This window comes from Clostridium intestinale DSM 6191, assembly GCF_900130055.1.
Taxonomy (GTDB): domain Bacteria; phylum Bacillota; class Clostridia; order Clostridiales; family Clostridiaceae; genus Clostridium_T; species Clostridium_T intestinale.
The window spans coordinates 414,529-438,956 of sequence record NZ_FQXU01000003.1; the positions used below are offsets into that span (position 1 = coordinate 414,529).

The 24,428-nt window shown below is 29.4% G+C and carries 27 protein-coding genes; 7 read left to right on the forward strand and 20 right to left on the reverse strand.

Going from position 1 to position 24,428, the window contains the following annotated elements; translation table 11 throughout:
- Nucleotides 1-63: 63 nt before the first annotated feature.
- A complete protein-coding gene (locus tag BUA92_RS02265; RefSeq protein ID WP_073016301.1) occupies nt 64-489 on the forward strand; it encodes a hypothetical protein in 426 nt (141 codons plus the stop codon).
- 7 nt (nt 490-496) lie between these two features.
- Here the strand turns inward: BUA92_RS02265 and BUA92_RS02270 are convergent, their stop codons facing one another.
- The 3 genes from BUA92_RS02270 to BUA92_RS02280 all read right to left on the reverse strand — a co-directional run bounded on the left by BUA92_RS02270 (nt 497) and on the right by BUA92_RS02280 (nt 2,863).
- On the reverse strand, nt 497-1,030 hold the full coding sequence (locus BUA92_RS02270; protein WP_139259275.1) for an STM3941 family protein: 534 nt from the start codon (nt 1,028-1,030) through the stop codon (nt 497-499).
- A 102-nt stretch (nt 1,031-1,132) separates the two neighbouring features.
- Nucleotides 1,133-2,041: a DMT family transporter gene (locus tag BUA92_RS02275; RefSeq protein WP_073016305.1), complete on the reverse strand. Its 909-nt coding sequence runs from the start codon at nt 2,039-2,041 to the stop codon at nt 1,133-1,135.
- A gap of 132 nt (nt 2,042-2,173) precedes the next feature.
- Nucleotides 2,174-2,863 carry a Crp/Fnr family transcriptional regulator gene (locus tag BUA92_RS02280; protein WP_073016308.1) on the reverse strand — a complete coding sequence of 230 codons (690 nt, stop codon included), beginning with the start codon at nt 2,861-2,863 and terminating at the stop codon, nt 2,174-2,176.
- A gap of 414 nt (nt 2,864-3,277) precedes the next feature.
- Between BUA92_RS02280 and BUA92_RS02285 the strand changes: the two genes are divergently transcribed.
- Nucleotides 3,278-3,964 (forward strand): YjjG family noncanonical pyrimidine nucleotidase, encoded by a 687-nt coding sequence (locus tag BUA92_RS02285; RefSeq protein WP_073016310.1) that lies wholly within the window; start codon nt 3,278-3,280, stop codon nt 3,962-3,964.
- A gap of 32 nt (nt 3,965-3,996) precedes the next feature.
- Here the strand turns inward: BUA92_RS02285 and BUA92_RS02290 are convergent, their stop codons facing one another.
- The 3 genes from BUA92_RS02290 to BUA92_RS02300 are packed head-to-tail and all read right to left on the reverse strand — an operon-like array spanning nt 3,997 to nt 6,074.
- Nucleotides 3,997-4,374: a VOC family protein gene (locus BUA92_RS02290; RefSeq protein WP_073016312.1), complete on the reverse strand. Its 378-nt coding sequence runs from the start codon at nt 4,372-4,374 to the stop codon at nt 3,997-3,999.
- A 19-nt stretch (nt 4,375-4,393) separates the two neighbouring features.
- Nucleotides 4,394-5,104: an SDR family oxidoreductase gene (locus BUA92_RS02295; protein ID WP_073016314.1), complete on the reverse strand. Its 711-nt coding sequence runs from the start codon at nt 5,102-5,104 to the stop codon at nt 4,394-4,396.
- A 13-nt stretch (nt 5,105-5,117) separates the two neighbouring features.
- Nucleotides 5,118-6,074, reverse strand: coding sequence for an NAD(P)-dependent oxidoreductase (locus BUA92_RS02300; RefSeq protein WP_073016316.1), 957 nt, complete (start codon nt 6,072-6,074; stop codon nt 5,118-5,120).
- A gap of 356 nt (nt 6,075-6,430) precedes the next feature.
- On the opposite strand from BUA92_RS02300, the gene BUA92_RS02305 reads away from it, so the two are divergent.
- Complete coding sequence (locus BUA92_RS02305) at nt 6,431-7,711, forward strand: methyl-accepting chemotaxis protein (protein ID WP_073016318.1); 1,281 nt, start codon at nt 6,431-6,433, stop codon at nt 7,709-7,711.
- A gap of 50 nt (nt 7,712-7,761) precedes the next feature.
- Here BUA92_RS02305 and BUA92_RS02310 read toward each other — a convergent pair whose 3' ends face one another.
- The 11 genes from BUA92_RS02310 to BUA92_RS02360 all read right to left on the reverse strand — a co-directional run bounded on the left by BUA92_RS02310 (nt 7,762) and on the right by BUA92_RS02360 (nt 18,293).
- The gene (locus BUA92_RS02310; RefSeq protein WP_139259277.1) at nt 7,762-8,394 is read right to left on the reverse strand and encodes a beta/alpha barrel domain-containing protein; all 633 of its coding nucleotides are present in this window, start codon (nt 8,392-8,394) and stop codon (nt 7,762-7,764) included.
- A 72-nt stretch (nt 8,395-8,466) separates the two neighbouring features.
- Nucleotides 8,467-9,363: a 4-hydroxy-tetrahydrodipicolinate synthase gene (dapA, locus tag BUA92_RS02315; RefSeq protein ID WP_073016322.1), complete on the reverse strand. Its 897-nt coding sequence runs from the start codon at nt 9,361-9,363 to the stop codon at nt 8,467-8,469.
- 4 nt (nt 9,364-9,367) lie between these two features.
- The gene (locus tag BUA92_RS02320; RefSeq protein WP_083553371.1) at nt 9,368-9,970 is read right to left on the reverse strand and encodes an SIS domain-containing protein; all 603 of its coding nucleotides are present in this window, start codon (nt 9,968-9,970) and stop codon (nt 9,368-9,370) included.
- A gap of 62 nt (nt 9,971-10,032) precedes the next feature.
- Nucleotides 10,033-11,304 carry a PTS ascorbate transporter subunit IIC gene (locus BUA92_RS02325; RefSeq protein ID WP_073016326.1) on the reverse strand — a complete coding sequence of 424 codons (1,272 nt, stop codon included), beginning with the start codon at nt 11,302-11,304 and terminating at the stop codon, nt 10,033-10,035.
- A 45-nt stretch (nt 11,305-11,349) separates the two neighbouring features.
- On the reverse strand, nt 11,350-11,637 hold the full coding sequence (locus BUA92_RS02330; protein WP_073016328.1) for a PTS sugar transporter subunit IIB: 288 nt from the start codon (nt 11,635-11,637) through the stop codon (nt 11,350-11,352).
- 13 nt (nt 11,638-11,650) lie between these two features.
- A complete protein-coding gene (locus tag BUA92_RS02335) occupies nt 11,651-13,732 on the reverse strand; it encodes a BglG family transcription antiterminator (RefSeq protein ID WP_073016330.1) in 2,082 nt (693 codons plus the stop codon).
- Nucleotides 13,733-14,217: 485 nt separating this feature from the next.
- Nucleotides 14,218-15,141: an ADP-ribosylglycohydrolase family protein gene (locus BUA92_RS02340; protein ID WP_073016332.1), complete on the reverse strand. Its 924-nt coding sequence runs from the start codon at nt 15,139-15,141 to the stop codon at nt 14,218-14,220.
- A 33-nt stretch (nt 15,142-15,174) separates the two neighbouring features.
- On the reverse strand, nt 15,175-15,768 hold the full coding sequence (locus tag BUA92_RS02345) for an ADP-ribosyltransferase (RefSeq protein ID WP_207650329.1): 594 nt from the start codon (nt 15,766-15,768) through the stop codon (nt 15,175-15,177).
- Between the two features lie 583 nt (nt 15,769-16,351).
- Nucleotides 16,352-16,885: a GNAT family N-acetyltransferase gene (locus BUA92_RS02350; protein ID WP_073016337.1), complete on the reverse strand. Its 534-nt coding sequence runs from the start codon at nt 16,883-16,885 to the stop codon at nt 16,352-16,354.
- A gap of 22 nt (nt 16,886-16,907) precedes the next feature.
- On the reverse strand, nt 16,908-17,744 hold the full coding sequence (locus BUA92_RS02355; protein WP_073016339.1) for a pentapeptide repeat-containing protein: 837 nt from the start codon (nt 17,742-17,744) through the stop codon (nt 16,908-16,910).
- A gap of 57 nt (nt 17,745-17,801) precedes the next feature.
- A complete protein-coding gene (locus tag BUA92_RS02360) occupies nt 17,802-18,293 on the reverse strand; it encodes a prolyl-tRNA synthetase associated domain-containing protein (RefSeq protein ID WP_073016341.1) in 492 nt (163 codons plus the stop codon).
- Between the two features lie 129 nt (nt 18,294-18,422).
- On the opposite strand from BUA92_RS02360, the gene BUA92_RS02365 reads away from it, so the two are divergent.
- The 3 genes from BUA92_RS02365 to BUA92_RS02375 all read left to right on the forward strand — a co-directional run bounded on the left by BUA92_RS02365 (nt 18,423) and on the right by BUA92_RS02375 (nt 21,934).
- Nucleotides 18,423-19,277: a MurR/RpiR family transcriptional regulator gene (locus BUA92_RS02365; RefSeq protein WP_073016343.1), complete on the forward strand. Its 855-nt coding sequence runs from the start codon at nt 18,423-18,425 to the stop codon at nt 19,275-19,277.
- Nucleotides 19,278-19,483: 206 nt separating this feature from the next.
- Nucleotides 19,484-20,953, forward strand: a complete 1,470-nt coding sequence (ascB, locus tag BUA92_RS02370; RefSeq protein ID WP_073016345.1) for a 6-phospho-beta-glucosidase — start codon at nt 19,484-19,486, stop codon at nt 20,951-20,953.
- A gap of 57 nt (nt 20,954-21,010) precedes the next feature.
- Nucleotides 21,011-21,934: an AEC family transporter gene (locus tag BUA92_RS02375; protein ID WP_073016347.1), complete on the forward strand. Its 924-nt coding sequence runs from the start codon at nt 21,011-21,013 to the stop codon at nt 21,932-21,934.
- Between the two features lie 43 nt (nt 21,935-21,977).
- Here BUA92_RS02375 and BUA92_RS23150 read toward each other — a convergent pair whose 3' ends face one another.
- The 3 genes from BUA92_RS23150 to BUA92_RS02385 form a co-directional block, all read right to left on the reverse strand.
- Nucleotides 21,978-22,133, reverse strand: a complete 156-nt coding sequence (locus BUA92_RS23150) for a hypothetical protein (RefSeq protein ID WP_156337840.1) — start codon at nt 22,131-22,133, stop codon at nt 21,978-21,980.
- Entirely contained in the window at nt 22,133-22,621 is a 489-nt protein-coding gene (locus tag BUA92_RS02380; RefSeq protein WP_073016349.1) for a cupin domain-containing protein, read from the reverse strand. The genes BUA92_RS23150 and BUA92_RS02380 overlap by 1 nt, the downstream gene beginning before the upstream one ends.
- Before the next feature lie 149 nt (nt 22,622-22,770).
- Nucleotides 22,771-24,054, reverse strand: coding sequence for a C40 family peptidase (locus tag BUA92_RS02385; RefSeq protein ID WP_073016351.1), 1,284 nt, complete (start codon nt 24,052-24,054; stop codon nt 22,771-22,773).
- A gap of 193 nt (nt 24,055-24,247) precedes the next feature.
- Here BUA92_RS02385 and BUA92_RS23680 point away from each other — a divergent pair, with 193 nt between their 5' ends.
- The gene (locus BUA92_RS23680) at nt 24,248-24,376 is read left to right on the forward strand and encodes a hypothetical protein (RefSeq protein WP_275299631.1); all 129 of its coding nucleotides are present in this window, start codon (nt 24,248-24,250) and stop codon (nt 24,374-24,376) included.
- Nucleotides 24,377-24,428: the final 52 nt, after the last annotated feature.

Sequence of the window (24,428 nt, forward strand, 5' to 3'; positions counted from 1 at the left end):
TAAAATATAAGCAAGTCATATATTAAAGGACTTTATAAATTATTTGAATGGTAGGGGTTAAAAATGAGAATTAGTACATTATTATTAGTTATAGTATCTATTGTGGCTGTTATTGGAGGAGGATTTCTAAATTTTCAAGAATTTTTAATGGGGAGCCCTGCAAATTATAAAAATTTAATAGTCACTTTTTCCTACTTATTGATCTGGATATTTATATTGTTAATAAGCATCAGATTTAAAAATCGTAGTGTATTAAGATATTGCCTGGTATTTGGAATTGGAATGCTAGTACTTTCACTTTTAACTATTTATATTAATGTAAGTGGAGCAACAGCAAACTGGGCGTTGATTTTTGTAATATTGCTCTTAGGACAATGGTATGGGATTAATTTTTTTACAGGGAGTTTTTTAATTTCATTTATAATATTAGTATTTATATCTCTACTAATGTCTATAATTACTTTTATGTCATTAAAACGTCTTAAATAAATATATTCTATGGCTCTAAGTTGTCTTCTAATCTATCATTAATTATTATTAAAACCTCGTCAAGATCCATATCAGAAGTATCTAGATTAATACAGATAACAGGATACTTCAATTTAAGATTGAATTTTATTATAAACTTTTTAAATGGAGATATATTATTAATAACTTTGTGTAAGTCAATTAAATCTATAGCTAAAAATTTTTGCTTTAACTTCTCAAATGCATAAACGGATTTAATGTTATTGTAATCAATAAAACCTATACTAGATAAAGTGGCTGTATCAGTAATTCCTTTATTGTCTATTTTTAATAAAACTCTTTTGTAAATTACGTTTTTTATTATGAAAGCTAGGACTAGAGGACATAAAAGCAAAATAAGTATCCCAAGTATTAAATTTAGAATCATATTATTTACTGTACCATTAAAAAAATACCAAAAACATAAAAAGATATTTATTGTAGCAAAAATTATAGTTTTTATGACTTTTGATAAACTTTCTCTTATTATAATTTCATCCATGCTCTCTTCTCCAATTTTCATAAATTATTACAAATATTACAACATCATCTTCATATAATTACCAAATAATAATAAAAAAGCCAGAGAATTTACTGGCTTTTTTACTATTTAGACTTGTAAGGTTTATGACTCAGAAGTTTTACTTTTTGTTTTTGATAATATTATGATTGTAATAATAATACATAAAGTACCTATCCACTGAGCTAGTCCTAAAACCTCTTTAAGCCATATGACGGATAAAAATGCAGCTGAAAGAGGTTCTGAAGAAGACAAGATACTTGCTTCTGTCGGTTCAATGTATTTTAAGCTGTTTAAATAACAGTTATAAGCAATTAGGGTTCCAAAGATTACTACAAAAAATACCCCTAGAAAAGAAGAAGTTGTCCACTCTCCTTGAAAGTTCCATGGTGCATGTATGAAGCTAAAGGAAATTCCACCTATAAGCATACCCCATCCTACTAGAAGTATTGATCCAAACTCAGCTAATAACTTCTTAGGTTGAAGAGTATAAAAAGCAGCTGTAATTCCTGCAGCAATTCCCCAAAATAAAGCTGACTTAGATATACTTATTTCATTAATGTTACCATTAGTGATTATGAAAAAAGTTCCTAGCATAGCTAATGCTATTGCACCTAGTTGCTTTATACTTGGGAGTTTTCTATTTTTTACAATCATGTACAATGTTATAAAAACAGGCGATAAGTATTGCAGTATTGTAGCAGTTGCAGCATTTCCATGATTTATTGCAGCAAAATAAGTGTATTGAGATCCTAACATTCCAACTAAACTAAAAACTATTAACCCTAAGGCTGTTCTTTTATCCTTCCATACTTTAAAAATATCATTTTTAGATTTTGAGTATGAATATATAAGTAAGAGTATCCCTGATGCTAACAATCGAATTGTAACAAGCCACTCAGTATTAAAACCTTTGGTTTTAAACAAAAACTGAGCAACAGATCCTGATACACCCCAAAGAGTAGCTCCGAGTATAACAAATATTATTCCTTTTATCCTTGGCTTAAGATTCATTTTATTTGCCCCACTTTCTTGATTATCTTATATTAAACATATAAAGATAATTATAACATAATCTTCTTCTAATGCTTTCGGAAAAAATAAACTTATTGGCAACAAAAAAGAGTTGAAAAAGTTCAACTCTTATCACAAAGAACTCATATATGCTTTTTTACTAAGATCTCTTAGCGCTTTTTCATTTAAAACATAAATCTTATTTTGATTACACTTTATGATTTGTTTTTTCTCAAGCTCATTTAAAGTTCTGTTTAAATGTCTGTAGGTTGTTCCTAAAAATTCAGCTATATCTTTAAAAGGATTCCTTAAAATTATATAATCTTTATCTGGTTTTAGATATTCTAATAAATAACTAGAAAGTCTATTTATAAGTGGATAAGTAGAGTTATAAGAACTATTATTTATAGTTGCATCAAGTTTATCACTTAAAGATTCTGCTAAATGACGAAAAAAATTCAAATGAGTATACTTTTCTTTAATTAAAGAAACAGGAACTAAAATGAAATAACTCTCCTCTACTGCTTCAACCTGACAACGAACAGGAAGATCTTTTAAAAGTTCTAAATCGCCTATAGTTATAAATGCATCATAAAACTTTAGCAATCTACTCTTTCCATTTTCAAATAAGTAGTTTACTTTGATTTTTCCGTCAACAAGAAGATAATAATACTGGAGTTTACTTTCTGGCTCAAGAATAGTTTCTTCAATTTCATAAACACAAAAAATAACCTCATCTATTATATCTTCATGGAAAATTTCAGTAACCGTATATTTATCTATATAATATTTTAAAAGCTTTTTATCTAAAATATTTTTCATAAGTCCTCCCTAAATTATCAACAGGTTATAAAATCATAATGTCGTAATGTCGTAATTATAATGTATTATATTGAGATTAAGGAATTTAATGAGGCTTGAAAAGAAGCCTCTACAGGGCAGAAGTGCGTAATGTCGCAATATCATAATATCATAATATCATAATTATAATGTATTATGTTGAGATTAAAGGGATCTAATGAGACTTGCACCGCTAATCGGTAGATACGCACTGCTTATCTGTAGAAGTTCGAAGAACTTCATCAAATTCCTTCTCTTCCACAGCTTCAATCTAATCATTTAAGTCTCTACAGGGAAGATGTGAGTAATATCACAATAGGACATTTGTCCTAGTTAAAGCTTTAATAATATGGTATTTTATATAATAAAGGATTTAAGAATATAGGGGGATAAATCATGAAATACGATGTCATTTTATTTGACGCTGATGAAACTTTATTTGATTTTAAAAAATCAGAGAAAGAAGCCTTTAAAAACTCAATGATAGAATTTAAGTTTGATTATGAGGAAAACTATCATCTTGAGGTTTATAAAAATATAAATACAGAGATTTGGAAAGAATTCGAAGAAGGATTAATTACACAAGAAAAACTTAAAGTTGAGAGATTTAAGAGACTATCTGATAAACTTGAAGTAAAGTTTGATGAGTTAGAATTTGCAAAAGCTTATATGAAGCATTTATCTTATGGGTCTTTTTTATATGATGAGAGTGAAGAAATTTTAAATAGTCTTTATGGAAAACATAGAATGGCAATTATAACAAATGGACTTAGAGATGTGCAAAATGGTAGAATAAAACAATCTAAAGTGGCTCATTTGTTTGAAGCTATTATAGTATCTGAAGAAGTAAATGTATCAAAACCAAATCCTAAGATATTTGAAATAACTTTAGATAGTTTAAAATTTACTGATAAGTCTAAGGTTTTAATGGTTGGAGATAGTCTAACTTCTGATATTTCAGGTGGGATTAATTATGGAGTTGATACTTGCTGGTATAATCCAGGTAGAATTAAAAATAGTACAAGTATTAAACCTACTTATGAAATAAACAGTTTATATCAATTAAATGAGATTCTAAAATAAAAAAGTGGAAAATACCACTTTTTTATTTTGCATTATAAGTTTATACTTTCTTTTTCTTCAACAAACTGAATTTGTATTCCATTTGGATCTTTAACGAAAAAGAATCTTGTCATAGGATTAGGTGAAATTATAGGACTTTCTAATTCAATATTATTTTCTTTTAGATATTCTATAGTCTTTTCTAATGATTCAACATTAAAGCCTATAGATAAGCCCTTTCTTTCTGATATTTCTACTCCTTTGTAGCATATAAGCTCTATTTTGACCTCATCTTTATTTCCAAGCATAACAATCTCAGTATCTTCACCTGCTTTAAATCTCTCAGCTACATTTAAATTCAAGATATCACAGTAAAACTTTAAAGACTCTTCAATATTATTAACAGCAAGGGTTATCCAACATAAATTCATATATATTCCTCCTAATATTTTAGCAATAATTTGTTTCTATAAAAGGCCTTAATACTATTTCATCTAAGGCAACTCGCTCGTCAATGTTAATAGAATTTATTATAGTTTCAGCAGCTATATCTGCACTTAAATACGCTTCTCTAGCTTGAGGTCTAAAGGAAGTATTAATTCCACCAGGATAAACAGAACATACTCTAATGTTATCTTTTCTAGCCTCTTTTCTAAGTACCTTAGTTAAACTGTCAAGAGCACCTTTAGATGCAGTATATGATCCTAAACCTTCATTTGAGAAAAGACAACAAGTTGAAAGAATATTAACTATTAATCCTTGCTTTTTATCAGACATATATGGATAGCAGGCTTTAATAAAATTTAATGGAGCTATAGTATTTAAATTCATCATATACTGAAAATCGCTAAGGGGTATATCTTTTACTGAAGCTCTTGAAGTGTTAGCGCCTGCACAATTAATGAGTACATCAACAGCACCCAATTTGTTTTCTACATCTTTTACAAAACTAAATATTTTATTTTCATCTGTTATTTCAAATGTATCATAAAAAATATTAGTGTTTTCTCTAATCTCTTTTATAATTGTTTTTAGCTTCTCTTCTGATCTTCCACAGAAAGCAACCTTAGCTCCAAGATTTATTAATTGGAGAACTAAACTTTTTCCAAGTCCTGAAGTTCCGCCAGTAACAATAATTATTTTTCCTTCTAAATAATTCATTCCATCCACCTCATCATAAAATCGTATTAATAGCTTTTTCATCAATGAAAGCTTTGATGTTTTCAGCTAATAAATCTAAAAGTCTTTGTCTTGATTCAAAACATCTCCATCCTATGTGAGGGGTTAAAATAACATTTCTCATTGAAAACAGAGGATTTTCCAAACTTGGTGGCTCTGGATCTTGAACATCAAGAGCAGCTCCTGCAATTTTTTCTTCAATCAATGCTTCAATCAAATCATCTTCTTTTATAAGTGAACCTCTAGCGGTATTTATAATAAAAGCGGTAGACTTCATTAAAGCTAGCTTTGATTTATCTATAAGATGTTTTGTTTCAGAAGTAAGTGGACAATGTAGGCTAACAAAATCACTTTCCATAAGAACTTCTTTTAAGGTCACAAACTTTATATTTGGATCACCTAAATCCTTATAACTTCTATTATATACAAGGATATTCATGCCTAAAGCTTTTCCAATTTTAATTACTTGCTGCCCAATAGCACCTGCACCTATTATTCCAAGAGTTTTACCTTGAATTTCAAAATGTGGAACCATTAGATGGTTAGTAAAATTTCTATAGTCTTTATCTTCAATCATTCTTTGTTGATAAGATAAAGAAGAACTTAAACTTAATATAAAGGTAATAACTAGTTGAGCAACAGCCTCTGTACTATATCCTGGTACATTACAGACAACTATATCTTTTTCTTTTGCTGAAGCGATATCAATGTTATTATAACCAGTACCAGCTTCGCAAATTAACTTTACACTTGAAGGAAATTTTTCAATTAAGTCTCTTCCTATAGGCATCTCCTTAGAAATTACTATGTTTTGATTCTCTACTCTTTTTAGAATTTCCTCATTATTACTATGAGAATATTTTGTTACATTTCCCAAGCTATCTATTGCTTTAAAATTAAGTTTTTCGTCAAAATCTATTCTGCTTGAATTAAGAAAAACTATATTGTTCATTGTTTACCCTCCTGCACACGTTATCAAGATATATTATAACATATGGTAACCTAAGAAATGGAATAGTTTTATAAAGCTTAGAAAAGTTACTATTATAGAGGAAGAAAGATAGAAAAACAGAGCTAGAAATAGTTTTAAGTACACACATATAATTCCCTCACTATCTTTTAATCTTAATAATAGTATAAAAGATGGTTCTTACGAAGTTGTGACAGAGTTAATGTTGTTAAATCTATTAAATTTGATATAATTAATCTATAAAAATAGTATTAGTTTTCATAGAATGAGGTGATTAATAGAAATATAAAAGTGCAGCTAATTGAGGGAGAAATAAAGTCATAAAGGTGGTACATAATATGAATAAGATTAAAAATATTTCTATACGTAATCGTATAATGGTATTGGTTTTTGTAGCAATGTTGTTATCAAATCTAGGGATATTAGGTTCACTATCCTACGCTCTTCATGGAGATGTTCTTGAAATAATAACAATTGAAACTATCGGAAGATCAATAATTTTTATAATAATTTTTCAAGTAATAGCAGCAGTTGTTTCGGAATGGTTGCTTATAAAACCTTTAAAAAAGGGTATACTTCTTGCTGATTCTATTTCGAATAATGATTTAACTATAGATATTAAAGCAACTAATCATGGAGAAACTGGACAACTTATCACTTCTCTACTTAAAGCAAAAGATAATTTAAAAAATCTGATATCAATTATGCAGAATTCTTCAGGAAAAGTGGCTATTTCTTCTGAAAGCTTAAATTCAATAATTGAACGTGCAAATAGTCAGGTAAATGATATAAATGAATCCATAAAAAAACTTATTGACCATTCTTATCAAAATGCTGAAAGTATAAAACAAGCATCAATGGTGTTGTCTGGTATTACAGATAATTCACAGCAAACTGCAGAACTGGCTGCAAGAATTGAGACATATGCAAAAGGAGTACAAGACTCTGCTGAAGTTGGTAAATCTTCAGTTAACTCAATAGTTGAAGTTATAAATGAGGTTGCAGTGAATGGACAAAATGTAAGTAAAGAAGTTACTGAACTAGAAAATCAAAGTAATAAGATTTCTGAAATAGTTAATATAATTTCTCAAATTTCAGAACAAACAAATCTTTTAGCATTAAATGCAGCTATAGAAGCTGCAAGAGCTGGTGAGGCAGGTAGAGGTTTTTCTGTAGTAGCTGAAGAAATAAGAAAACTTGCTGAAGATACTAATAATTCACTTCAGGATATAGGAAGTCTTGTAAAAGATATGAGCAGCATAACAAAAAATGTAGTTTCTGCTGTAGAAATGACTGATAAAAAGATTATTCTTGGAGTTTCTCAATCTAATGAAGTCAAATTAAGTATAGATAAAATAATAGATAATATGGAAAATACATTTAAGATGCTTAAAAATATTACAGATGGAGTTACAAATCAAGCTGCTTCTTTAGAGGAAATGACAGCTACTATTGAAGACATAAATATGACAATAGAAAATGGGTTAAGTGTATCAAATGAAATTAAATCAAATCTTGATTCACAAGAAAAACTATTTGGTAAAATTGATAAAACTTCTAGTGAATTAGTTGATTTGTCTGAAAACATGAGTAATTTAACAAATATATTCAAATTATAAAAGAAAGGTTGGAAACATAGTTAGTGTTTCCAACCTCTTTTATATTAATCTTAAGCTTCTCTTGTCTTTTTAATGATTTCACTAATTTTTCTAGCATTTTCAGCTATATCTTCAATACTGCCTTGAGTTAATAGTCCACCAAAACCACAAACATCAACACCGTTTTCTAACCATACATGTAAGTTATCAAGAGTGATTCCTCCACTTGCAAGAATCGGCATATAAGGAAGTGGTGTCTTGAATACTTTTACTAGTTTTGCTCCATAGAAGTCTGATATTGGGAATGCTTTGATAAATGCTGCCCCTAAGCTTAACGCATCAACTGCCTCAGTTAAAGATGTACAACCTGGTGCATATGGGATTTGGTATCTGTTACAGATTTTAGCTACACCTTCATCGTAATTTGGTGCAATAACGAATTGAGCTCCATGTAATATAGCATGACGAGCTGTTTCGCTATCTAAAACAGTTCCGGCTCCTACACAAAGTGCTTCCCCATATTTTTTGCTAAGTCCTTCAATGATTTCTCCGGCATTATTCAAGGTATAGCTCATTTCCATAACTGGTATGCCACCTTTAATACAGCCTTCTGCGATTTCACATGCACGATCAAGTGTTTCTGCTCTTACAATTGCAAGTGCTCCAACTTCTGCCATTCTTTTTGTTATATTCATCTTTTTCATATAATCCACCTCGATATTCATTAAAATACGTTTATGTCTGTATTGAATTTACTAAACTTATAAAGATTTGTATTATAAATCTTTATTAAATTTTTCTTTATAATCTTCTACTACACGTTTGATTTCATCAAGTTTTTCGCCTGTTACTCTGCTTACAGGAAGACGTGCCGGACCAACATTTATGCCATTAAATACAACAGTTTGCTTTATGACTGATGGTATTGTTCCAAACTTTAAAATACGGCGAAGTTCTTCAATACTATCTTGAGCTTTTTGAGCTGCTTCTATATCACCTTTTATAAAGTTGTTATAGATTGCTACATCAATACCAGCAAGGAAGTTTGCAGTTGCAGCAACTGCACCATGTCCACCTACTTTTAGGATGTCAAGAATAAGTGAATCTGACCCTGAGAATACACCGAAGTCCTCTCCTTTAGTTACCTCAAGATAAGCTTTCATGTTATCTAATTTTCCACCGCTGTCTTTGATTCCAACAATATTTTTAACCTTAGCTAATTCCTTTACTGCTTCAGGTTCTATATTAATTCCTGTTTTACCAGGCATGTTATACATCATTATTGGTAAACTAACTTCAGCTGCAACAGCCTTGTAGTGTTCAATTAATTCTTTTTGAGTTGGTGGGACAAAGTATGGAGTAATAATTGATAGTGCACTTGCGCCTATTGCTTCCATTCTTTTCGATAAGTTAATAACTTCACGTGTTGAATTACCGCCTGTACCAACAAATACAGGAACACGATTATTAGTGTGTTCTATAACAATTTTAGCAAACTCAACTTTTTCATCATCTGTAAGTACATGACATTCACCATTTGTACCTAAAATAAATAATCCATAAACGCCTTTATTAATTAGATAATCAATTAATTCACGAGTTGCTTTTGGATTTATATCTTGATTTTCATCAAGAGGTGTAATCATTGCACATATAATACCTTTATAATCCATATAATTACTTCCCTTCTCTAATAGATTGTCCAAGACTTCCGCCTGGATGCCATTTTAAATATTTTTGTGAATCAAGTCCTTTAGCATATTGTAATGCAACACTTAATGATTGTAATGCGATAGTTTCTGCAAGAATTGAAGCACGTGGAGCTTTATTAAGATCATCTCCTTCATTTTTAACTCCTGCGTATAAGAAAGCATCAGATGCATTTTTTAACCATGAATCAGCATTACCGCTTACACCGATTATTTTTGCACCATTAGCTTTTAATGTTTCTACTGTTGCTTTTAACTCTTGAGTCTCACCACTATTGGATATTGCAATAACAACATCCCCAGGTACTACTTGTCCGCTTGAACCATGAACTGCTTCTGTACCATGTAGTGTGTAAGCTGGAGTTCCAGTTGATGAAAGTAGTGAAGATATATATCCTGATACATGACCAGGTTTACCTATACCTGTTACATGTACACGTCCATGATTTTTTTCAGATTCAAGAATTAGATCACGTGCGTGGTTTATAGCTTGTTCGTCTATTGAAGAAATAAATGTTGACACTTCACTAGATAGAATATCTAAGAATGTTGGTAGTGTTTTTTCTATCATAATTTGTCCTCCTTAAAGTTATAAGAGCCATATCTATGGCTCTTATATATATTTAATCTAGCTTAGATAGGTTTTATTAATTGTAAAATCTTATGCAATGTAGTTCCAACTACGTTGTAGTCTATGTTAGGGAATGTTGCACCTTCAATACCAAGTGTTCCATATACTGGATATAGTATTGTTGGTAAGAAAGCAAGTAATAATCCAGCAACAAATGATCCTAAAAGAGCACCTCTCCATCCACCAGATGAGTTACCAAATACTGCAGCTGTACCACCTGAGAAGAAACAGATATGAGCAGCTGGGATAATAACAACTGGGAATACGCTAGGGAATGATACCATAACAACGATTGCTAATAAACCTGCAGTGTATGCTGATATAAATCCAAGAATAACTGCATTTGGTGCATATGGGAATACTGTTGGTACGTCTAATGCTGGTCTTGAACCTGGAATATATTTTTCTGAAATAACAACGAATGCAGCTGTAATTTCAGCTAAGAACATACGAACACCTGTCATTAATATTGACATACCAGCAACAAATGTAAACGCTTGAACTAGAGGGAATACTAACCAATGCTGTGAACCTGCAAGTTCTTGAGTAAATGTTTGACCAGCTTTTATTGTAGCAACATAGAATAATAAAAGCATAACTATTGATAGACCCATTAAGAAATCTCTGAATATTGATAACCATTTAGGGAATTCTATAGATTCTGTAGTTTCTTCTTTATGTTTTGAGAATATACGACCAAGATAACCTGATAAACCGTAACCAATCATGTTAAAGTGACCTATTGCTTGCTCATCTCCACCTGTCATATCACGCATAAATGGTTGACAGAATTGAGGTAATGCAGCAGACATAAAGCCTAATATAGTTGCAGCAACTAAGATAGTAACTGTACTACTAAATCCGTGAGCTTGCATAATTAGTACAAGTACGCAAGAGAAGAACAAACTATGACCTGTTGTAAAGAATATGTTCTTAAATCTTGTAATACGTGCAAACACTAAGTTTAATATGAATCCTAGAATCAATGTTAATGAAACTTCGAAACCATATGTACTTTGAGCAAGTGCTGTTGCAGCTTCTGGAGAAGCTATAACACCTGTTATACCAAAACCATATTGGAATAGTTTGTTAAAGTTTTGTAATGATCCAGTCATTGCTGAAGCACCAATACCAAATACTAAGAAACCAATAAGTGTTTTTGAAGCACCAGTAAATATTTCAGTAACTGATTTCTTTTGAAGAATTAGACCTATACATGCAACTACACCAAGTAATACAGCAGGTGTACTTAATAAACTTATAATAAATTTCATATATATTACCCCTTATCTTATTTAATTTTGTTATTTAATTAAATTTTATTTTTCTTTTGAAGCAAGAAATTTTTCTAATGCTGTTTTAATTTCATTACGGTCAACTATATTACGAATACCAATAATATCAAATTTTAAATTTTTACCTTGTAATTCTTCAGCTACATCAATCAATGTTTCTACTGCATCTCCAGTAAATCCATTTAATGAATCTAATGAACCGTGCTCAACTTCTATTGGAAAGTTGTTTTCCTTTATAACTTGTTGAGTTTTGATTTTTAGCATTAAACTTGATCCAACCCCTGCTCTACAAGCGATTAATAATTTATACATAACTAATTCCTCCTTATGATTCGTGTGATTTTATAAAATCAATAACTTCTTTTGGATCCTTAGCGTTATCTAGAGTTCTAAAAAACTCATCCATTTCGAATAATTCAACTAACTCAGACATAGCGCGTAAGTGGCTATTATTATCTATAGCACTTAAACAAAAGACATATTTTACAGGATCATTATCATCATTTCCAAATTCAACAGGAGTTTCTAAAGTTGCAATTCCTATTGAAATTTCTTTTGATCCTGCTTCTGGTCTTGCATGTGGAAGTGCCACATGTTTTGTAATTACGATATAGGGACCAGATTCTTTTGCAGTGTTAACCATTGCATCTACATAAGCTTCAGTTACTTTGTTATTTTCAACTAAAACAGAAGCTGACTGTCTTATAGCATCCTCCCAATCTTTAGCTGGAACATTTAGTTTTACTAGTGTTTCATTTGTAATATCACTTAGCATAAGTCCTTCCTCTCCTTTAGACGTAAAATTCTCTATTTGTGTAAAATAGGATAATAATTCACTTGAAAGCATACTTTCAGAAGTTACTTTCGCGTATTTTTTAATTATATCCATAACTTCATCTATTTTTGGTTGTCTTAAAAAAATATCACCCAATTGAATATACACTTCACGTGTAATCTTATATTTCTCCTTTTGGGTCATTACAGGACTAACTTTAATTACTGGTGCATCTATTTCTAAACCTTCTGCTTTATAATTAGTAGTAAACACTATATCTACAGATCCAACGAAGTTTTCTAGTTTAGAAGATTCTAACGGTGGTAGAAAGTGTAGTTCTGGAAATAAGCTTGTAAGCTCTGCATGTAAGATAGCTGAGCTACCAACACCGTTTGAACAAACTATTAGAGCCGTCCTTTTTCTAAGAATATCAAATTCTTTTTTGTTGGAGAAAATAGCTGCAAAATGCATTGTTAAATATGCTAATTCCTCTTCTTGAATTTCTTCTCCAAATAGACCGCAGAATTCTTTCATAGCATTACTTACAATTCTGTATACTAATCGGTATTCTTCTTTTACCTTTTCACAAAGTGGATTGTAAACAGGTAATTTGAACAAGAGTCTGTAATAAGCTGGTCTAAAATGAGAGTATAGTTGTTTAAATATTTTTTCTTTACTTATATAATAAACACCACTTAAATACTCAAACTTTGTCATCAACTTATGTACAATTTCTGAGATAACAGATCTGTCTTTTGTATCATCTTCATCATTTCCAACTGATATACCTAAAATCCAAGCACTAATATACATTACATCATGAGATTTTATTTTATCTTTGCTATCATATAATTCAAGTAACTCTTCCGCAAATTTATATTCCTTCATTGAGTTCATAACTGCAATATTAGGTATATCTATATTTTCTGAAATAATTACCTTCTTTGAAAGCATTCTCGCCTTTAAGAAAATGAATATATAGATAAATTCTACTAATCTATTTTCAACGAAAGTAATTTGATGTTTTTTAACAAGCTTTGATATAATTTTTTTTGCTTTTTCAAAACTATCTAGTTTATACTCTTCAATAAAAATATCAAAAACTCTTGAACTCTCTTCATTTGATAGGGTCTCTATAATATTTTTTATAAGTACTCTTCTAATTTCCATTTCAGACCCAACTAAATAATAGCCGTTTGTACGATTGTTTTTAATTTCAATGCCTTTTTTCTCAAGATCAGGTATCAAGTCCTTAAAATCAAGGTTTACAGTAGATCTGCTCACCTTTAATGAATCTATAAAATGATTAATTGATACATCTTCCATGTTAATAAAAAGCATTAAATATATATATAGAAGTCGTTCATTTTTACTAAAGTAGTAAGTATTTTTTGAATAGTTTTTTTCGAGAATTTCTTTAATAACATCCTTTGTTTCTTTTGGTACTATAATATCTTTATTAGCGCCTAAGGATAATAAAGGTATTCTCTTTGTTTTAAACAAATCATTAATTTTATCTAGCCTGTAGGTAACTTGTCTTTTTGAAGAATTAGTTTCTTCTTGCAATCCTTTTGTAGTAACTAATGTACTATTTAATAAAATCTGAAGAATTGATACAATTTCTTTATCCATTTATAATAATCCCCACTTCCTTATTAAGATTTATTATAATCTCTTCCTTGGAGTTTATTTTTCATCCCCTCCTCAATATTTATTCTATTTGAAACATTTATCGTTTTCAATTTCATTTAGGTTCAACTTTTGTATTGAGATTAAACAAAAATTGAATTCTATTTAAAAAAAGATTGCAAAACATTGATAAATACTAGGTTCTGTTAAATATTTTGACGAAGAACTATTTGTATTTTGAATTAACTATATTTTACATAAAATAAAAAAAGATGAAATTTTTTAGTTTCATCTTTTCATAAATAATCAAATTTAGTAGCAAAAGTTCTATGTTTTACATATAATATACTAAAGATTTTATTATCTAGTTTTAACTAATTGCAATTGTCGTATTTTTAATTCTCCTCTATTTACTTCTTAACCTTATAACGATATAAAAACCTAGAAGAATTAAGATTCTTCTAGGTTTTATTTTATATCAATTTAAATTAATTTGCAAATAAAATACATAATTCGACAATGTCATCTTTTCTAGCTAAAGCAGTTATCCAATCTTCAGGTATACTATCAATGCCATAATACAATCCTGCTAGTCCACCTATTAAGGCACCAATCGTATCTGTATCTTCACCTAAGTTTATTCCTTTTAAAACAGCTTCTTTATATGATTTACTAGTTAATAAACACCAAAAAACAGCTTCTAAAGTATCTAACACATAACCAGTAGATTTAATATCTTCTTCTTTAAGTATTCTGATATCCTGCTTTAATATTCTTGAAAACTTATCTAGTTCTTTTGTGGGTTTGTTTATGTAATGTTTAAGTATAACTTCCTTCATTAACTCATAACTATCCCTTAAACTGTAACCTTTTAATATGTTTATTCCCATTTCGACATATATTGAACAGGCAACTTTGCTTACAATATGACCATGAGTTATACCTGAGACTTCACCAACTATTCTAAATTTTCTAAAGGAGTTTGTTTCATTATTCAAATAAAATATAAAAGGAAGTATTCTCATTAAAGAGCCGTTTCCATTATCAAAAACAGTTCTATTACCAGATTCTAATGGAGCTATGCCCCTTTTTATTCTTTTTAAAGACTCTATTGTAGTAAAACCGACATCGAACACTCTTCCCCTAGCTGTCCAATGCCCATTTTCAAGCCATGCTAAAAATGTATTAGCTAAATTTACTATATCATATCCTTGGAGCAAACTTTCCATTGTGCATAATAATAATGAACTATCATCTGACCATGTTCCTTTCTGCTGTCCATGAACACCAAAAGAACGCATATCAACAACCGGTTTATATTTAAGTGTTCCTCTATCAACAAATTCTACGGGTACGCCTAGTGCATCTCCAACGCAAAAACCTAATACGGATCCTTGTACTAATCTTATCATTGAAACACTTCCTTACTATATATAATTTTGAAATTATTCTATCAATACATCAACTTCTAGTTTTAAATAACATAAGCTATTTTTTAATACCTTTTTGATTAACATTCTATAACCTCTATTTAATAGAAATTCACATTCATTTTGTAAAAAACTCAAGTTTCCAATATATGCACCATGGGCACCTTTAGGAACATTCATGTGTAATATTAGGTTACTATCATATATTTCGCCTTCAACTAAACTTGTACTCATAAAAGCCTTATCCTCAATAATTTTTCCTTCTAATTGATTAACAGGTAAATTTCTAAGCTCTCCAAGCATCATTTTCGATGTTCCTCTATAGACTAATATATCCTCTGGAGTAACAGCTTTTTCTAAAGCACGAGTTAATAAGTGGCAGTATGCTTCGTTTACACCATTAAAAGAACCAAATCCTCTTAAAGTATCATTAATATTACTATAAAATACTTCGCCAGTATACTTGGTTAGTGCAACTCTTTCTTTAGTAGTTAGAGTATCTAACCACGACTTATAAGAAGCTTTACCCCAAGAGTCAGCTTCTTTAGCACTTTTAAACCATATAGGTTCTTCCAATATATTAAACTTTAAAAAATCTATTACTTGCATACTCATATTAATCTACCTACTCTTATTGTTATTAATCATTTAGCTCATCCTAAATTCGAGTTGTATGATAAAAACACCGTACAACTCAGTTATGAATATTACGGTGCTTTAAATTCCTTTAATTAATATATTTTCATATAAATGCATCTTTGCTATTGTTTTACACCGCATTATCCACTTTTCAAAGAACAACGATTTGAAAGTTTACATCTAATTGCTTAAAGTAAATGTTTTCTTATATAAATATATGATATTTACTCTATTTATGATAATAAATTAATCCTTTTATTTTATATTAAAATTATAGCATATTTAACCAAATTGTATAACGTAAATTTATAAAAAAATAATCAACTTAATTGAATAATATTAAAGATTTAAGTCAATAATTTCAATAACATTCCCCCAATGAATGTTGTTCATATAAAGGAAGGATATAAAGACCATTGAATATCACCAATATTTACCTCTTCCTTCCTTTAATTTTTTTAAATATATCAACCTCCTATTTTGATATATTTCACATATAAAAAGAAGGTACTACAATTTTTTATAGAGTACCTTCTTTTATATTTATTTAAATCTATAAGTTTAAATCCATTAAAATCTCATCATAATAAATCCCATCAATATTAAAAAAGTTTTTATGAACTCCAATCTTTACGAATCCATGCTTTTCATATAATTTGATTGCATTAACATTGTCAGATTTAACTCCTAAACTGATATTTTTTATCATTTTAGTACTTTTTGCAAAGTTTATAGTTGCATCCATAATAGCGTTCCCTACTCCTAATCCCCAATAGGTCTTTTTTACCGATATCGAAAACTCACTATTATGTGCTATTCTTTTTCTTGAGCTAGTAATTAACCCTGAAACACTAATGATTTCATTATTAATTAACCCTAACAACATAATTGAGTTAGGGTTATTCGTAAGATTTTTTATATATTCCTTTTCTTGTTCAATGGATAGATGGAAATCATCTTTTGAAAAAAGCAAGTTATCACTTTCTCCTCCTATAGTGTTTAGATATTTGATCATATTTTCAGCATCTTCAATTGTAGGTTTCCTAATAAATAAAACTTCACCGTTTTTTAATTTAACCTCTTTCATGAATATCACTCCTAAATATAAATTACTTTGTCCAATGAGAAGGCCTAATAAGGGTTTTGGGTAATCTTGTATTATAATCGCCTTTGGCAGAATTAATCTGAGCTTGAGTTAAATAAATACTTTTTGACAAATCAGCTCCCCTAATATTAGCATCTCTTAAGTCTGCACCTATAAGATCAGTAAAACTTAAATCTACACCACTTAAATTTGCAGCAATTAAAAAAGATCCACTTAAATCCTCTCCAATTAATTCAGTTTTTCTAAGGTCTTTTCCCATAAGGCTGAAATTGTTTTTAGCTTTTAAATGATTTGAGTTTTTTTTCTTTACCTTATTTCTAATTGATTTACTAGTTTCTAAAAGTAGTTTGTTTACTTCAAACCTATGAGAAATAATATCTATTTTTAAGATAGCTTGACTATCTAATTTAGTAAACTCCTCAGTTCTTTGAATCAATGGCTCTAAATTTTTCTTAACTTCTAAATCGGATTGTAACCTAAATGCTTCAGTAAGGTACCAAAGTATTTCATGAAGTTGCCTAACAATAACAAAAACTTCATACATTTCTTTTGAAATATTTGGATTGTCTTTCCAGCTTTCACCCCTATATGTATCTTGAGAGATTTTTTGTCCTGCTCCAAAACAATCGTAAGCAAGGCAGCCTTTAAGACCTTTTTTATTTAAGTCTTTATGAACCCTACATTTAAAATCATCTTTTAGATTTATACAGGGTTTGCCTGCAATTTTATCTATAGGAAACCCCTCTGATTTAGAAAAAAATAATGATACACAACATAATCCAAAACAATTTTCACAATCGGACTTAAGACTTTCTTTTATATTAACTTCTTTAGTATACATAATTTCATATCCTCTTTCTTGCTTTATAAAAATATTAGGGACTCCATACAACTACATTTAAATTTCTACAAGGTCTACTCTATTTCCTTCGTATTCCAAAAATTTTAAAAGATCAGAGTAAGAAATGGTTATTGTTGCGGTATTCGTATTTGGATGAAAGTTTATTTTATCTAATCCAACTAAATCTCTATCTAATAAAACAATAACTTCATTTTCAGAATCGTTTATAACTCCAAAAGGAGTTACTGATCCTGGTTTTAATCCTAAATACTTGCTTAAACGCTCATCACTAGCAAAGGATAACCTGGTACTATTTAGATACCTTGCTAATTCCTTAAGATTAGCTTTCTTTGAATCTTCTAGAATAAGAAGATAATGTATATCACCTTTACTATTTTTTAGAAATAAGTTTTTACAGTACATACCTTCAAACTTTATATCAAGTGTATCTAATTCATCTATGGTAAATACTGCCTTATGGTTATATAATCTGTATTTAATATTAAGCTCTTCTAGTAAGCTTGTTACTTCTCTTATTATCTTTTCCATGTTTATCCCTCTTTAATGGTAAATTTGTTATTATTAACATATCATTTATAAATACTTTTTGCAAACTTAGAAAATTTATAAATCTTTTTTAGAAAAGATGATAATATAGAATTAAAAGGGAGGTATATTATGATAATAGATAAGATGCAGAACTTAAAGAATTTAACAGCACAAGAACAAGCTGTGATTGAGCATATTATTAAATTTCCTAAAGACTTATTAGAGATGAATGTTTCTGAACTTGCAAAAGCCAGCTATACAAGTGCATCAACAATTATTAGAGTCTGTAAAAAGCTTGGAACTAAAGGATTTGGTGATTTAAAATTTATATACGCATCTGAGTATCCTGAAATGATGAAATTAAAAGAATCTTTAAAAACGATTCCTTATGATGCAAACAGTACAATAGATGATATTATACATACTATGCCACTTATATATTCTAAGGCAATTGACCATACAAGGAGTATGATTGATAGAAATGTTTTAATAAACGTAATTAGCTTAATGAAAAAAGCTAAAGTTATTGATATATATGGTGATGGAATAAATAACGAAGTTGCAAAAATGTTTTGCTATAAGTTAGGAGAGATAGGTATAACGTCAAATGCATATTCAAGCATACACTGGAGTCATGCTAGCTTTCTTCAGCTTGAGAATATTCCTAGTTTTTCAATTTTAATATCTCATACAGGGAAAAATTCTAATGTAATTGATGCTGCCAAACGTTTAAAAAAATGTAATATGCCTACTCTCTCTATTAGTGGAAATATAGATCAAAGGCTAGCTGAATTAACAGATTATAATATACATATAATGACTACTGAAAACACTTTAGAATTTTCAAATGTTATTTTTACAATGTCTACTCAGTATATTCTTGATATTTTGGTTGCTTCTTTATTGGTTCATCGTTATGATGTTGTATTAAAAACTGCCAATAAATTAAAAGGAGCTAGGTATGAGTGGATGAATGATAGTTAAGTTAAATTATTGGAGCTTTTTTTCAGGAAACAAACGTTATCATTAAAACTTTTGAATATTGGAACCATATTTCATAATTGGTATAACAAATAATCAATTTTAATCTATAATATTGCTTATAAGTTTCAATCATTGTTATATCCTTTTTGTATAATTAGTGATTTATAATGGTTAGACATAAGATTAAGCAATAGGAGGAAGAAAATATGACAACAAGAAAATTTCCAGAAGGATTTTTATGGGGAGGAGCTACTGCTGCAAATCAAGTTGAAGGTGGTTATAAAGAAGGCGGAAAAGGCTTAAGTGTCTCTGACTGTGCTAGACACCATCTTGATGTAGATGTAACAGATTATAAAGCTCATAATACAGTTACTACTAAGGATATTGAAGATGCATTAAAGTCTGAAGATGAATCATTATATCCAAAACGCCATGGATCTGATTTCTATCACCATTATAAAGAAGATATAAAGATGTTTGGAGAAATGGGATTTAAAGTTTATCGTATGTCTATAGCATGGTCTAGAATATTCCCTAATGGTGACGATAAAGAACCTAATGAGGAAGGTTTAAAATTCTATGATGATGTTTTTGATGAATGTTTAAAACACGGAATTGAGCCATTAGTAACTATGTCACATTATGAACCACCTATTAATTTAACTTTAAATTATGACGGATGGTATTCTAGAGAAGTTATAGGTTTCTTTGAGAAATATGTAAAAACAATTTGTGAAAGATATAAAAATAAGGTAAAATATTGGTTGACCTTTAATGAAGTTGATTCAATGATAAGACACCCTTACACTACAGGTGGTTTAATTGAAGATAGATTCCCTGAAATGAATTGGGAGCAAGTTATTTTTCAGGCTATGCATCATCAATTTGTAGCTAGCGCATTAGCTACAAAGATTTGTCATGAAATAATACCAGATTCAAAGGTTGGTTGTATGCTTACAAAATTAACATATTATCCGTATACATGTAAGCCAGAAGATGTATTAAAAGCGCAACAAGATATGAGATCAACTTATTGTTACAGTGATACACAAGTCTTTGGAGAGTATCCTGCATACTTACTTTCAAGATTTAAAAATAATGGTATAGAAATAAAGAAAGAAGCTAACGATGATGAGATAATGAAAAAATATCCAGTTGATTTTGTATCATTCTCTTACTACATGTCCTCTTGTTCAGCTGCCTCAACAGATGGATTAGATGTTACTGCTGGAAATACAATTAATGCAATTAAAAATCCATATCTACCTTCAAGTGATTGGGGATGGCAAATTGATCCAATTGGTCTTAGAATTTCAATGGTAGATTTATACGACCGTTATCGTAAGCCTCTATTTATTGTTGAAAATGGATTAGGAGCTAAAGATGTTGTTAAAGAAGATGGAACTATAGATGACCAATACCGTATAGATTATTTTGAAGCTCATTTCAAAGCTATGTTAGATGCTATAGAATATGATGGTGTGGATTGTTTAGGATATACATCGTGGGGATGTATTGATATAATTTCTGAATCTACAAAACAAATGTCCAAACGTTATGGATTTATTTATGTAGATTGTGATGACTATGGAAATGGTACCTACAAGAGAATTCCTAAAAAATCTTTTTATTGGTATAAAAAAGTTATTGAATCTAATGGAACGTGTTTATTTTAATACTAATGATTACAAAGAGTAATAACAAAGTTATTACTCTTTTCTAAGGGGGACAAGATGGATATAAATGTTGTTATTAATCAAATGATTCAGTTATTTTTAATTCTTGGTTTGGGATATTTTCTAAATAAAATAAAGCTTTTTGATGCTGAGCTAAACCAAAAACTAAATAAGCTCTTACTTAATGTGACAACACCAGCTTTAATAATAGCTTCTGTAGGATCTTTGGAGCCTAGCAATGATAGTAGTGAAGTTTTAGTTGTTTTTTTAGTTGCGGTAACTATTTTTGCTATATTACCATTTTTAAGTTATATTTTAGTCAAGATAATGAGAATTCCAAACCATCAAAAGGGTCTTTATATGTTTATGACTATATTTTCTAACATAGGATTTATGGGATTTCCAGTTATGAAATCTATATTTGGTAATCAGGCTGTTTTTTACACTTCGATATTTAATATGATATTTAATTTTTTAGTATTTACCTTAGGTGTATTTTTGATTAATTATGGTACTGAAAAAGAAGTTAAACCAAATGTTAAGAACCTTTTAACACCAGGAATAATATCATCAATAATCGCAATTATTATCTATTTTTTAAGAATACCTATACCTACAATTTTTGTATCCAGTTTTGATATGGTTGGTAGCATAACTACTCCAATTGCTATGATGCTTATTGGCTCCACTTTAGCTAATATTGATATTAAAGAAGTATTTACTGAGTTTAGGATATATCCTTATACTATAATAAAGCAAATATTGATACCATTAGCAGCATATCCTATTCTAAGTTATTTTATAACTAACCCTTTGATTTTAGGGGTTGCTTTAATTAACTTGGCCATGCCTGTTGCTAATAGTGCAGTTTTGTTTGCTACTCAATATGATGGCGACTTAAAACTTGCAGCTAAGTCAGTGTTTATCACTACTTTGCTTTCTGTTTTCACAATTCCAGTAATTGTTGCATTATTTTTATAAAGAAGAGGATATCGCAAAGTTGTGATATCCTCTTCTTTATAATTTAAGCTTCTCTTCTTTTAAAGGATCTAAATAAACCGTAGATGCTTAAGCCTATACCAATAATTAATATTGGGAATGCGTCTTCAAAAAATAGTCCAGAGCAAAGCAATAATAATGCACACATAATATCAAAATTTGAATCTTTGCTTTTATTCATTATGTACCTCCTTTCCACTTTTCTCTAACTTTATCTTCACCTTTGTAGTAATTTGCATTTTCTCCTAATTCATATACTTCTTTATCACAGATATTTATCTTACCTGAATCAGGATATTCGCATACATCAAAGCCTACATCTGTTCGTATATCTAAAAATTTCAAAGGTTCATTTGTATTGTTATAGAGTTGATGAGCACCAGTTGGTCCCATTTCAAAAAAAATGATATCTCCAGCTTTTATCTCCTTAAACCCTTCTGGAGTCCTTAAGGTTCCGCTTCCTTCTAAAATCACAAATATTTCTTCAGCATTTCTATGAAAATGGTAGGGATAAGAATACTTATCTGGATCTAATGATCTAACATCAAATTTTAAATGTTTTGAGCCAACAAGTTCCGCTAGTTTTTCACTAGTATGCCAAGAAAATTCTGGTATAGGAGATTGTCTAATTTTGTAATTTATATTTCCACCATTAAAGATATGTGCCATAGTTTCCCTCATTTAATAAAAATATTATATTTATATATTAGTATAACATATTATATATTTTTATACATTATATTGAATTTAATACGAAAAAAGTATGTAGACTTCTTTATGTAAAGCAAATCTACATACTTTTTTTTTATAATAAAGATTTATAATATTCTTCTTGCAGCATAAAATGACCAAATTTTTGATACTTTTACTACATCCCCGGTCTGAGGTGCATGTATCATTTGTCCATTTCCAACATATATACCTATATGTCCTGCACTAGTAAGTACTAAGTCCCCAGGTTGTAAATTAGAATAACTTACTGCTACTCCATCGTTTATCTGGGTATATGTAGTTCTTGATATGTATATTCCTGCCTGTCTATAAACATATTGTGTAAACCCGGAACAATCAAATACATCAGGCCCAGTAGCACCCCAAACATAGTCTGCACCTAATTTGCTGTAAGCTATTTCTAAAATCTTTGAAGCAGATGCAGATACTGGTGCATTGCTTGAAGGATTTGTATTAGTGTTGTTTGATGGTTTTTGAGCTTGATTATTAGTAGGTGACGTTTGTGTATTAGTTTGCTTGTTTGCCTCAATTTCAGCTTTTTTCTTATTAATTGAAGTATTTGCCTTTGCGAGTAAGTTGTTTATTTCATTTTTAACATCTGAATTAGTTACAGTTGACTTTAAAGAGTTCAAAGCTGAAATTGAATTATTTAAATCGTTAATTGAACTACTTGTGTTATTTATTATATTCTCAAAAGGTTTATATAAATTTCTTTCTGTAGTTATTAAATCACTAGAAAGTTTTGAATACTCTTCTTTAGCTTTTTGAATGTAAACTAGTTGTTCATCTTTTTTTTGATTTAAATCACTTAATTTAGATTTATTAAGTGAATTTAAATTCTCCAGTTCAGTCTTTTTAGTGTCTAATCGAGCAACACTAACATCATATTCCTTCTTCTTTTCATCAAGCTCCTCTAGGATTTGTTTATCCAAACTTAGTATCTTACCAATTGCTTGGGCTTTTGAAATAAAATCGCCTATACTATTTGCACTAAATAAAACAGTTATGTAATTTGCTTGTCCACCATTTTCGTATAAAAACTTAATTCTAGTTTTAAATAGTTCTTCCTTTTTCTCAAATTCTTTTTTATTATCTTCTATTTGAACATTAAGTGCTTCAATATCTTTATTAACAGAAGAAATATTACTTTCATTTTCTTGAACGGCTAGAACTAATTTTTGTATTTCTATATTTAATTCATCTGCTTTATTTTGTAATTCAGCATATTTTTGTTCTGCTGCTGATATCTGATTTTTTCTATTATCTAAATCTTGCTGTTGAGCTGTTGTTAAAGGGTCAGCTAGTGCTTGTACACCTGTTCCGAATAACATTGAAGCTACAAGTAAACCTATCATCAATTTTTTCTTCATAAATATGTACGGTATCTCTATATAATAAGAGTTATACCTATCCCTCCCCCACTAATACTTAAGTTAATTATATACTATCATCTATTACCCATTATAACAAATGTAATTTAAACCACACAGTTAAATTTTCTTTAATTTTACTAATCTGTATAGCTTAATGAAATGAGGTTAATAATTTTAATGAGGTGATTTTATGAAAAATAATACTCTTTATAGTTTATTTACAGCATTTTGTGTAATAATATTTGGTGGAATTATCAGCGGATTTATTGTTGTTATTATGTTTTTAGATTTTTTTGTAAAGTTATTATTTAATGGATGAAAAAAGCTCCAATTGAGGAGCATTTTATTAGAAGATAGATTATGTAAAGATC

Excerpts from the sequence above, each read along its gene's own strand:
- BUA92_RS02265 (WP_073016301.1), top strand. The coding sequence starts at position 64 with ATGAGAATTAGTACATTATTATTAGTTATAGTATCTATTGTGGCTGTT.
- BUA92_RS02270 (WP_139259275.1), bottom strand. The coding sequence starts at position 1,030 with ATGAAAATTGGAGAAGAGAGCATGGATGAAATTATAATAAGAGAAAGT.
- BUA92_RS02275 (WP_073016305.1), bottom strand. The coding sequence starts at position 2,041 with ATGAATCTTAAGCCAAGGATAAAAGGAATAATATTTGTTATACTCGGA.
- BUA92_RS02280 (WP_073016308.1), bottom strand. The coding sequence starts at position 2,863 with ATGAAAAATATTTTAGATAAAAAGCTTTTAAAATATTATATAGATAAA.
- BUA92_RS02285 (WP_073016310.1), top strand. The coding sequence starts at position 3,278 with ATGAAATACGATGTCATTTTATTTGACGCTGATGAAACTTTATTTGAT.
- BUA92_RS02290 (WP_073016312.1), bottom strand. The coding sequence starts at position 4,374 with ATGAATTTATGTTGGATAACCCTTGCTGTTAATAATATTGAAGAGTCT.
- BUA92_RS02295 (WP_073016314.1), bottom strand. The coding sequence starts at position 5,104 with ATGAATTATTTAGAAGGAAAAATAATTATTGTTACTGGCGGAACTTCA.
- BUA92_RS02300 (WP_073016316.1), bottom strand. The coding sequence starts at position 6,074 with ATGAACAATATAGTTTTTCTTAATTCAAGCAGAATAGATTTTGACGAA.
- BUA92_RS02305 (WP_073016318.1), top strand. The coding sequence starts at position 6,431 with ATGAATAAGATTAAAAATATTTCTATACGTAATCGTATAATGGTATTG.
- BUA92_RS02310 (WP_139259277.1), bottom strand. The coding sequence starts at position 8,394 with ATGAAAAAGATGAATATAACAAAAAGAATGGCAGAAGTTGGAGCACTT.
- dapA (WP_073016322.1), bottom strand. The coding sequence starts at position 9,363 with ATGGATTATAAAGGTATTATATGTGCAATGATTACACCTCTTGATGAA.
- BUA92_RS02320 (WP_083553371.1), bottom strand. The coding sequence starts at position 9,970 with ATGATAGAAAAAACACTACCAACATTCTTAGATATTCTATCTAGTGAA.
- BUA92_RS02325 (WP_073016326.1), bottom strand. The coding sequence starts at position 11,304 with ATGAAATTTATTATAAGTTTATTAAGTACACCTGCTGTATTACTTGGT.
- BUA92_RS02330 (WP_073016328.1), bottom strand. The coding sequence starts at position 11,637 with ATGTATAAATTATTAATCGCTTGTAGAGCAGGGGTTGGATCAAGTTTA.
- BUA92_RS02335 (WP_073016330.1), bottom strand. The coding sequence starts at position 13,732 with ATGGATAAAGAAATTGTATCAATTCTTCAGATTTTATTAAATAGTACA.
- BUA92_RS02340 (WP_073016332.1), bottom strand. The coding sequence starts at position 15,141 with ATGATAAGATTAGTACAAGGATCCGTATTAGGTTTTTGCGTTGGAGAT.
- BUA92_RS02345 (WP_207650329.1), bottom strand. The coding sequence starts at position 15,768 with ATGCAAGTAATAGATTTTTTAAAGTTTAATATATTGGAAGAACCTATA.
- BUA92_RS02350 (WP_073016337.1), bottom strand. The coding sequence starts at position 16,885 with ATGAAAGAGGTTAAATTAAAAAACGGTGAAGTTTTATTTATTAGGAAA.
- BUA92_RS02355 (WP_073016339.1), bottom strand. The coding sequence starts at position 17,744 with ATGTATACTAAAGAAGTTAATATAAAAGAAAGTCTTAAGTCCGATTGT.
- BUA92_RS02360 (WP_073016341.1), bottom strand. The coding sequence starts at position 18,293 with ATGGAAAAGATAATAAGAGAAGTAACAAGCTTACTAGAAGAGCTTAAT.
- BUA92_RS02365 (WP_073016343.1), top strand. The coding sequence starts at position 18,423 with ATGATAATAGATAAGATGCAGAACTTAAAGAATTTAACAGCACAAGAA.
- ascB (WP_073016345.1), top strand. The coding sequence starts at position 19,484 with ATGACAACAAGAAAATTTCCAGAAGGATTTTTATGGGGAGGAGCTACT.
- BUA92_RS02375 (WP_073016347.1), top strand. The coding sequence starts at position 21,011 with ATGGATATAAATGTTGTTATTAATCAAATGATTCAGTTATTTTTAATT.
- BUA92_RS23150 (WP_156337840.1), bottom strand. The coding sequence starts at position 22,133 with ATGAATAAAAGCAAAGATTCAAATTTTGATATTATGTGTGCATTATTA.
- BUA92_RS02380 (WP_073016349.1), bottom strand. The coding sequence starts at position 22,621 with ATGGCACATATCTTTAATGGTGGAAATATAAATTACAAAATTAGACAA.
- BUA92_RS02385 (WP_073016351.1), bottom strand. The coding sequence starts at position 24,054 with ATGAAGAAAAAATTGATGATAGGTTTACTTGTAGCTTCAATGTTATTC.
- BUA92_RS23680 (WP_275299631.1), top strand. The coding sequence starts at position 24,248 with ATGAAAAATAATACTCTTTATAGTTTATTTACAGCATTTTGTGTAATA.